Below are 6,484 nucleotides of genomic sequence, written 5' to 3'. Positions count from 1 at the left end.
ACTGCATTGAAATAGCGAAATATCTATTCGCCATGGCGGCGCTGACTCACCTTTTCGCCTTTACGGCGACCTACTTTTGCTCTTGGGCAAAAGTAGGCAAAAGCCGCTGGCCCCTGCCTTCGGCGCTCATGTAATGGGGAACTTTTCTTCAATACCCACCCCAGCCTTCTGCCCCAACATGGCGCCCTCCTCCACAAGGAACACTTACCATGAGCCTGTCATTGTCCATGGCCGCCTTCGCCCTGGCGGCCTCCATTTCACCCGGCCCAGTCAATATCGTCGCCCTGGGTAGCGGTGCCCGCCACGGGCTGCGTGCCAGCCTGGCCCATGCCGCAGGCGCCACCCTGGGGTTCTGCCTGCTGCTGTTGCTGGTCGGCCTTGGCCTGCACGAGCTGCTGCTGCGTTGGCCGCACCTGGGTCAGGTGCTGCACGGTGCTGGCGTGGCGTTCCTGTTGTACATGACCTGGAAGCTGGCCAGCGACGATGGCCAGCTGGGTAGCGAACACCGTCAGGGCGCGCCATCGGCCTGGCATGGCGCGCTCATGCAATGGCTCAACCCCAAGGCCTGGCTGGCGGCGATCGCAGGGGTCGGGGCCTACACCGGTGGCGAGCAGCACTTGCTGTGGCTGTTCGCCTGGATCTATGGGCCGATCTGCTTCGTTTCGATAGCCAGCTGGGCCTGGGCAGGCAGCGTGATTCGCCACTTCCTGGGCAACCCGCGGCACATGCGTGCGTTCAACCGCACATTGGCAGGCTTGCTGGCGGCCAGTGCCGTTTACCTGGTGCTAGGGTGAGCCTGCGCCTGATCGCCGCTCGGCGACCTAGCCCTGCCGATAATGCCCCGGGGTCGCTGCCAGGTGCTGCTTGAATGCCCGCTGTAGATGCGCCTGGTCGGCGAACCCCGCCTCCATCGCCACCTCGGCGATCGGCCGCCCCTGGCGCAACTGCGCCCGGGCATGCTGCACGCGTTGGTCCAGCAGGTAGCCGTGGGGCGTCAGGCCAAAGCGCTGGCCGAAGGCGCGTATCAGGTAAGCCCGCGACAGGCCCACAGCAGCGCAGATGTCGTCCAGGGTTAGGGGGTCGAGCCGGTGCGCACGGATGAACGCGGCTGCAGCTTCCAGACGTGGATGGGCGCGCAACCCGCTGGCCGGGGCGCGTTCCAGATAACCCGGCAAGTCCTCGAAGAAGCGAGCCAACAGCGCCTCCCGGCCAACTGTCTCGGCATCGAAGAGCGCAGCGAATACCGCCAGCAGCCGGCCGTAGAGCGCAGGGGACGCACTGTAGGTCGCCTCAGGCAACGCGAAGCCACGGGCCTGCAGCCATGGCAGGTCGACGAAGAGCATCAGGTAGGACCAGGGTTCGCCCTCGATCGGGTTGCAGGCATGCACCACGCCCGGGTTCATCACGACCGTGGCGCCTGCGCCCACCTCCCGCTGGGTACCACCGGTGAGGTAGGTGCTACGCCCCCCGGTGATCACACCGATGGAAAAGCTCTCATGGGAATGGGCCGCGTAGCACACCTGGCGCCCATCGCCCACGCGCCGGGCCTCGACGAAGGGCAATGCCGGATCCCGCCAGAACCGCGACACCTCGATCATCGCCCTGCCCTCACTCGCCGCCGCCCTGCACGACCACCAGCAACTGCGCCTGGCGCGGCCCGACCGAGCGCAGGCGGTGCGGGGTCTGGGCATTGAAGTGCAGGGCATCGCCCTGCTCCAGCACTACCCGTTCGTTCATGAAATCCACCTCCACCTGCCCTTCATGCACGAACAGGAACTCTTCGCCCTGGTGTTCCTTGAAGGTCGGGTCGCTGAATTCGGTCGGCGGCTGGATGAGAAACGGCAACAGGCTGCGATGGCCGACCTGGGAAGTCAGCACCGTATACCCCGGCCCTTGGCCATCGCCCACCAGCGCCTGGCGTTCGCCTTGGCGCACCAGGCTGTAGCGGGCCTGGGCGTGCTGGTCGTCGGCGAACAGCTCCTCGACATTCACGTTCAGCGCCCGCGCCAGCTTCAGCGCTGCGGCAATCGACGGGGTATTCAGGCCGCGTTCCACCTTGGACAGGTAGCTCTTGGTCATGCCGGATTTCTCGGCCAGCAACTCCAGGGTGATCCCTAGCTTTTTTCTCAGCAATTTCAGACGGATAGACATGTGACGCGGTTTTCCCGGGCGAACGTACTTGCTTATGACACTTTGTGTCATATAGGATTATTTGTGTCATGTGCTTGACCGCCCCGCACCGGACTACCCCACGCAGCAGGTAACGAGGCGACAAGTACCGACATTGTCCATCACGCCACAGAGGATACCCCCCATGGCCAAGACCCTGACACACAGCAAGGACCAGTTGGTCCGCCAAGCCCTGACGCAGATGCAGGGCTCGCTCGCCGATAATACGTGGACCGTGCGCGAAAAGCTGGCCCTGACCTGCCGAATTCTCTTCGACCATGGCCATGATTCAGGCCTGGCCGGGCAGATCAGCGCACGTGGCCCGCAGCCGGGCACGTTCTACACCCAGCAGCTGGGCCTGGGTTTCGACGAGATCAGCGCCAGCAACCTGCTGCTGGTCAACGAAGACCTGGACGTGCTCGAAGGCCAGGGCATGCCTAACCCGGCCAACCGTTTCCATAGCTGGGTGTACCGCGCACGCCCGGACGTCAATTGCATCATCCACACCCACCCAACCCACGTCGCCGCGCTGTCCATGCTGGAGGTACCGCTGCAGGTGTCGCACATGGACCTCTGCCCGCTGTATGACGACTGTGCCTTCCTTGAGGCCTGGCCAGGGGTGCCAGTGGGCAACGAAGAAGGCGAGATCATCAGCCAGGCCCTGGGCGACAAGCGCGCGATCCTGCTCTCGCACCATGGTCAGCTGTCGACCGGCAACAGCATCGAGCAGGCCTGCGTCTACGCCCAGCTGATCGAACGGGCCGCGCGCCTGCAACTGCTGGCGATGTCCGCAGGCACCATCAAGCCTATCGCCCCGGCGCTTGGCCGCGAGGCCCATGACTGGATCGACCGGCCCAAGCGCCATGGCGCGGCCTTCGCCTATTTCGCCCGGCAGAGCCTGCGCCGGCATACCGACTGCTTGAACTGAACCCTGAACGCCTTGCTTGCGGAGCCTTTCATCATGACCACAGAATTCCACGGCATCATCGGCTACACCATCACCCCCTTCAGCGCCGACGGCGAACAGCTCGACCTGCCTGCTCTGGGCCAGTCCATCGACCGGCTGATCGACCACGGGGTACAGGCCATCGCCCCGCTGGGCAGCACCGGCGAAGGTGCGTATCTGAGCGATGAGGAATGGCGGCAGGTGGCCGAGTACAGCCTGGCGCGCATCGCCGGGCGCGTGCCGAGCATCGTCAGCGTCTCCGACCTGACCACCGCCAGCGCCGTGCGGCGCGCCCGTTTCGCCCAGCAACATGGCGCCGATGCGGTGATGGTGCTGCCCTCGGCTTACTGGAAGCTCGGCGAGACCGAGATCATCCAGCATTACCGGGCCATCGGCGCGGCCATCGACATCCCGATCATGCTCTACAACAACCCGGCCACCAGTGGGACCGACATGTCGGTAGAGCTGATCCTGCGCATCGTGCGCGAAGTCGACAATGTCACCATGGTCAAGGAGAGCACTGGCGATATCCAGCGCATGCACAAGCTGCACCTGCTCGGCGAAGGCCAGGTCCCCTTCTACAACGGCTGCAACCCGCTGGCGTTGGAGGCGTTCGTGGCGGGCGCCAAGGGCTGGTGCACCGCCGCCGCCAACCTGATCCCCGACCTTAACCAACGCCTTTACCAGGCGATACGGGCGGGCGACCTGGCGCAGGCCAAGGCGTTGTTCTATCGCCAATTGCCGTTGCTGGACTTTATCCTCAAGGGCGGCTTACCGGCCACCATCAAGGCCGGGCTGGCCATGACCGGGCTGCCCGTGGGCGAGCCACGGCGGCCGGTGTTCGGCCTGGACGAACAAACTCGCCAGGCTTTGCAGGCGCTGTTGAGGCACTGCCACGCATGAATTAAAGCCGCCGATCGCGGGGCAAGCCCGCTCTCATAGAACAACGCATAACTATTTGATTTTGCAAGTCCTTGTGGGAGGTTGCGCTAGCCGCTTGTTCTTTATGCGACAGCGCAGCCCGGGAGGGATGGGTGATCTCCCACAGGATGTCTCCATTCCCGGAGCCAGCGCTGCCCTGTAGCAGCGGCCTTGCGCCGCGATCAAGGGCGCAGCCCTTGCCTACCCCTAGAGCCGCCAATCGACGCCAAGCATCACCGTCCGAGGTTCGCCGTAATACACCCCGTTATAGAACCCGATGTTGTTGTAGTAATGCTCATCGAACAGGTTCTTCACGTTCAGCGAGGCCGACAGGTGCTCGTCGAACTGGTAGCGGGCCATCAGGCCTACCACCGAGAACGCGCCTTGGCTGACGGTATCGGCCACGGTGATGAACTTGCCTTGCTCGGTACGCCCGATCGGGCGCTTGGTCGACTTGTAGGTCTCGCTCTGCCAGTCCAGCGTGCCGCCAACCGTCAACGCCGGCGTGAGCTTGTAGGTGGTGGCCAGGCGCACCAGGTTCAGCGGCTGCTCGGGGCTCTTACGGGTTCGCTCGGCCGCGGCGGCATGGGTGTAGCTGTAGCCCAGGCTCATCTGCCAGTCGGGCATCACCTCGCCTGCGACCTCGGCCTCGAAGCCCTCCACCACCACGCCCTTGCCCCCGGACTTGTAGAACACTTCGTTGCCGCCTGGGTCCACCGAGTCGTCACGCTCGGGCACGTTGTCCTGCTTGCTGCGGTACACCGCGCTGCTCAGGTTCAGACGGTCTTCGAACAGGCTGCCCTTCAGGCCCACCTCATAGACCTTGCCGACGATCGGGTCCAGGTAGTTGCGGTTCACGTCCCGCACCGTCTGCGGGTTGAAGATATCGGTGTAGCTGGCATACACGGTGTACTGTTCGGTCAGGTCGTAGAGCACACCGGCGTAAGGGGTCCACTGGTCGCTCTGGGTCTGTTGGGTGCGCGGCAGCTCCTTGCCGTTGAGGGCATCGTCGTAGGCCCATTGGCGTTGTTCGCTCTGCCAGGTGCCGTAACGGCTGCCGAGCACGACATGCAGCCGCTCGGTGGGGTTCAGACGGGTGGCGATGTAGCCGGCCTTCTGCCGGGTATAGCCACGCGAAGCGTCTCGCCCGGAGTCGGTGTCGAAGAATTTGGGGATAGAGCCCATGTGCTTCCAGTCCGGGATCTTGGTGTAGTCGTCCGGCAATGCCTGGCGCACCAGGTAAGGCTCGGTGTTGCGCCGCTGCGACTCGCCGTAGCCGACCATCAAATCATGGCTGCGACCGAACAGTTGGTAAGGCCCGGCCAGGTTGAAGTCAATGGCGTCCATCTTCTCCACGCCGGAGAAGTGCGCCAGCCAGGCCGTCATGCCGCTGCGGTCGGCCTCGGGGAAGCCGTTGCCGCCGTAGTAAACCTTGCCATCGCTGTCGCTCTGGCGATGGGTATAGGCCGCCTTGAGCAGCCAATCGTTGCCCAGCCGCTGGTCGAGGGTGACGAACACAGTCTCGTCCTTCAGGGGCCAGGACGACCAGGGTGCGGTAAGGTTGGTCGAGCGTGGCAGGTTGGCCTTGCTGCCGTCGGCGTTCCAGATCGGCACCGTGCCCCAGGACGAACCCTGCACGTGCTTGTTCTGGTAGTCATAGCCGACCGCCAGCACGGTACTGTCGCTCAGGTCGGCCTCGAGGATCCCGTAGGCGACCTCGCGCTGGTTGGCGTATTTGTCCATGAACGACTTGGCGTCGCGGTAGGCCAGCACGGTGCGCCCACGCAGCCGCCCATCCCATCCCAGCGGGCCGCCGACATCGAGGTAGCTGTAGTAGTTGTCGAAGCTGCCGGCACTGGCGCCGGTGCGGATCGCCAGTTCATGGGTGGGCCGCTTGCGTACCATGGCGATGGTCCCGGAAGGGTCGCCCGCGCCGGTGGTCAACCCGGTGGCACCGCGCACCACTTCGATGCGGTCGTAGATGATGGTGTCGGAGTCGGACTTCAGGCCCGAGAAGGTGTTGAGCATCCCGTCGATCTGGAAATTGTTGATCGCGTAACCACGCGAATAGTAGGCCGGCCGCTCCGAATCGTTGCGCTGCACAGTGACCCCAGTGACATGGGCCATGGCTTCGGACAAGGTGTTGAGCTGAAAGTCGTCCAGTTGCTGGCGAGTCAGTACCGAGACCGATTGTGGCGTTTCCTTGATCGACAGATTCAGGCGCGTGGCTGCGCTCATGCTGCCGGTGGTGTAGGAGCCGGTATGCTCCGTGGTGCTGCCCAGGCCTTGGGCGAAGATTTCGGTGGAACCCAGTTCCAGGACCTCTGCGCTGACCTGGTTGTCGGTTTCTTCGGCCAGGGTTGCAGTGGCGGTGACGCACAACCCCAGGGTCAGGGTCATGTAACGGCTGATGGGCGCGAACATCGCTGCCTTACTCCTTGTTCGTTT

At 64.0% G+C, this 6,484-nt stretch carries 6 protein-coding genes; 3 read left to right on the top strand and 3 right to left on the bottom strand.

Annotated features, from left to right (window positions below; translation table 11 throughout):
* Positions 1 to 209: 209 nt before the first annotated feature.
* Positions 210 to 794, top strand: coding sequence for a LysE family translocator (locus ACNFG0_RS17445; RefSeq protein ID WP_196145878.1), 585 nt, complete (start codon positions 210 to 212; stop codon positions 792 to 794).
* 27 nt (positions 795 to 821) lie between these two features.
* On the opposite strand, the gene ACNFG0_RS17440 is transcribed toward ACNFG0_RS17445, so the two are convergent.
* Together ACNFG0_RS17440 and ACNFG0_RS17435 are read right to left on the bottom strand one after the other, a co-directional pair.
* Positions 822 to 1,598 carry an AraC family transcriptional regulator gene (locus ACNFG0_RS17440; RefSeq protein WP_416765794.1) on the bottom strand — a complete coding sequence of 259 codons (777 nt, stop codon included), beginning with the start codon at positions 1,596 to 1,598 and terminating at the stop codon, positions 822 to 824.
* Between the two features lie 10 nt (positions 1,599 to 1,608).
* Complete coding sequence (locus ACNFG0_RS17435; protein ID WP_416765792.1) at positions 1,609 to 2,151, bottom strand: helix-turn-helix domain-containing protein; 543 nt, start codon at positions 2,149 to 2,151, stop codon at positions 1,609 to 1,611.
* Positions 2,152 to 2,314: 163 nt separating this feature from the next.
* On the opposite strand from ACNFG0_RS17435, the gene ACNFG0_RS17430 reads away from it, so the two are divergent.
* Both ACNFG0_RS17430 and ACNFG0_RS17425 read left to right on the top strand, forming a co-directional pair.
* Complete coding sequence (locus tag ACNFG0_RS17430; RefSeq protein WP_196145881.1) at positions 2,315 to 3,097, top strand: aldolase; 783 nt, start codon at positions 2,315 to 2,317, stop codon at positions 3,095 to 3,097.
* Between the two features lie 33 nt (positions 3,098 to 3,130).
* Positions 3,131 to 4,018, top strand: coding sequence for a dihydrodipicolinate synthase family protein (locus tag ACNFG0_RS17425; protein ID WP_196145882.1), 888 nt, complete (start codon positions 3,131 to 3,133; stop codon positions 4,016 to 4,018).
* 225 nt (positions 4,019 to 4,243) lie between these two features.
* Here the strand turns inward: ACNFG0_RS17425 and ACNFG0_RS17420 are convergent, their stop codons facing one another.
* Positions 4,244 to 6,460 (bottom strand): TonB-dependent siderophore receptor, encoded by a 2,217-nt coding sequence (locus ACNFG0_RS17420; protein ID WP_416765790.1) that lies wholly within the window; start codon positions 6,458 to 6,460, stop codon positions 4,244 to 4,246.
* Positions 6,461 to 6,484 lie beyond the last annotated feature (24 nt).

Origin of the sequence: Pseudomonas sp. NY15372 (assembly GCF_048068215.1) — a bacterium.
Taxonomy (GTDB): domain Bacteria; phylum Pseudomonadota; class Gammaproteobacteria; order Pseudomonadales; family Pseudomonadaceae; genus Aquipseudomonas; species Aquipseudomonas guariconensis_A.
This window is presented reverse-complemented; position numbering and strand designations above follow the sequence as displayed.

Coding starts and splice junctions, on each gene's coding strand:
- ACNFG0_RS17445 (WP_196145878.1), top strand. CDS start 210: ATGAGCCTGTCATTGTCCATGGCCGCCTTCGCCCTGGCGGCCTCCATT.
- ACNFG0_RS17440 (WP_416765794.1), bottom strand. CDS start 1,598: ATGATCGAGGTGTCGCGGTTCTGGCGGGATCCGGCATTGCCCTTCGTC.
- ACNFG0_RS17435 (WP_416765792.1), bottom strand. CDS start 2,151: ATGTCTATCCGTCTGAAATTGCTGAGAAAAAAGCTAGGGATCACCCTG.
- ACNFG0_RS17430 (WP_196145881.1), top strand. CDS start 2,315: ATGGCCAAGACCCTGACACACAGCAAGGACCAGTTGGTCCGCCAAGCC.
- ACNFG0_RS17425 (WP_196145882.1), top strand. CDS start 3,131: ATGACCACAGAATTCCACGGCATCATCGGCTACACCATCACCCCCTTC.
- ACNFG0_RS17420 (WP_416765790.1), bottom strand. CDS start 6,460: ATGTTCGCGCCCATCAGCCGTTACATGACCCTGACCCTGGGGTTGTGC.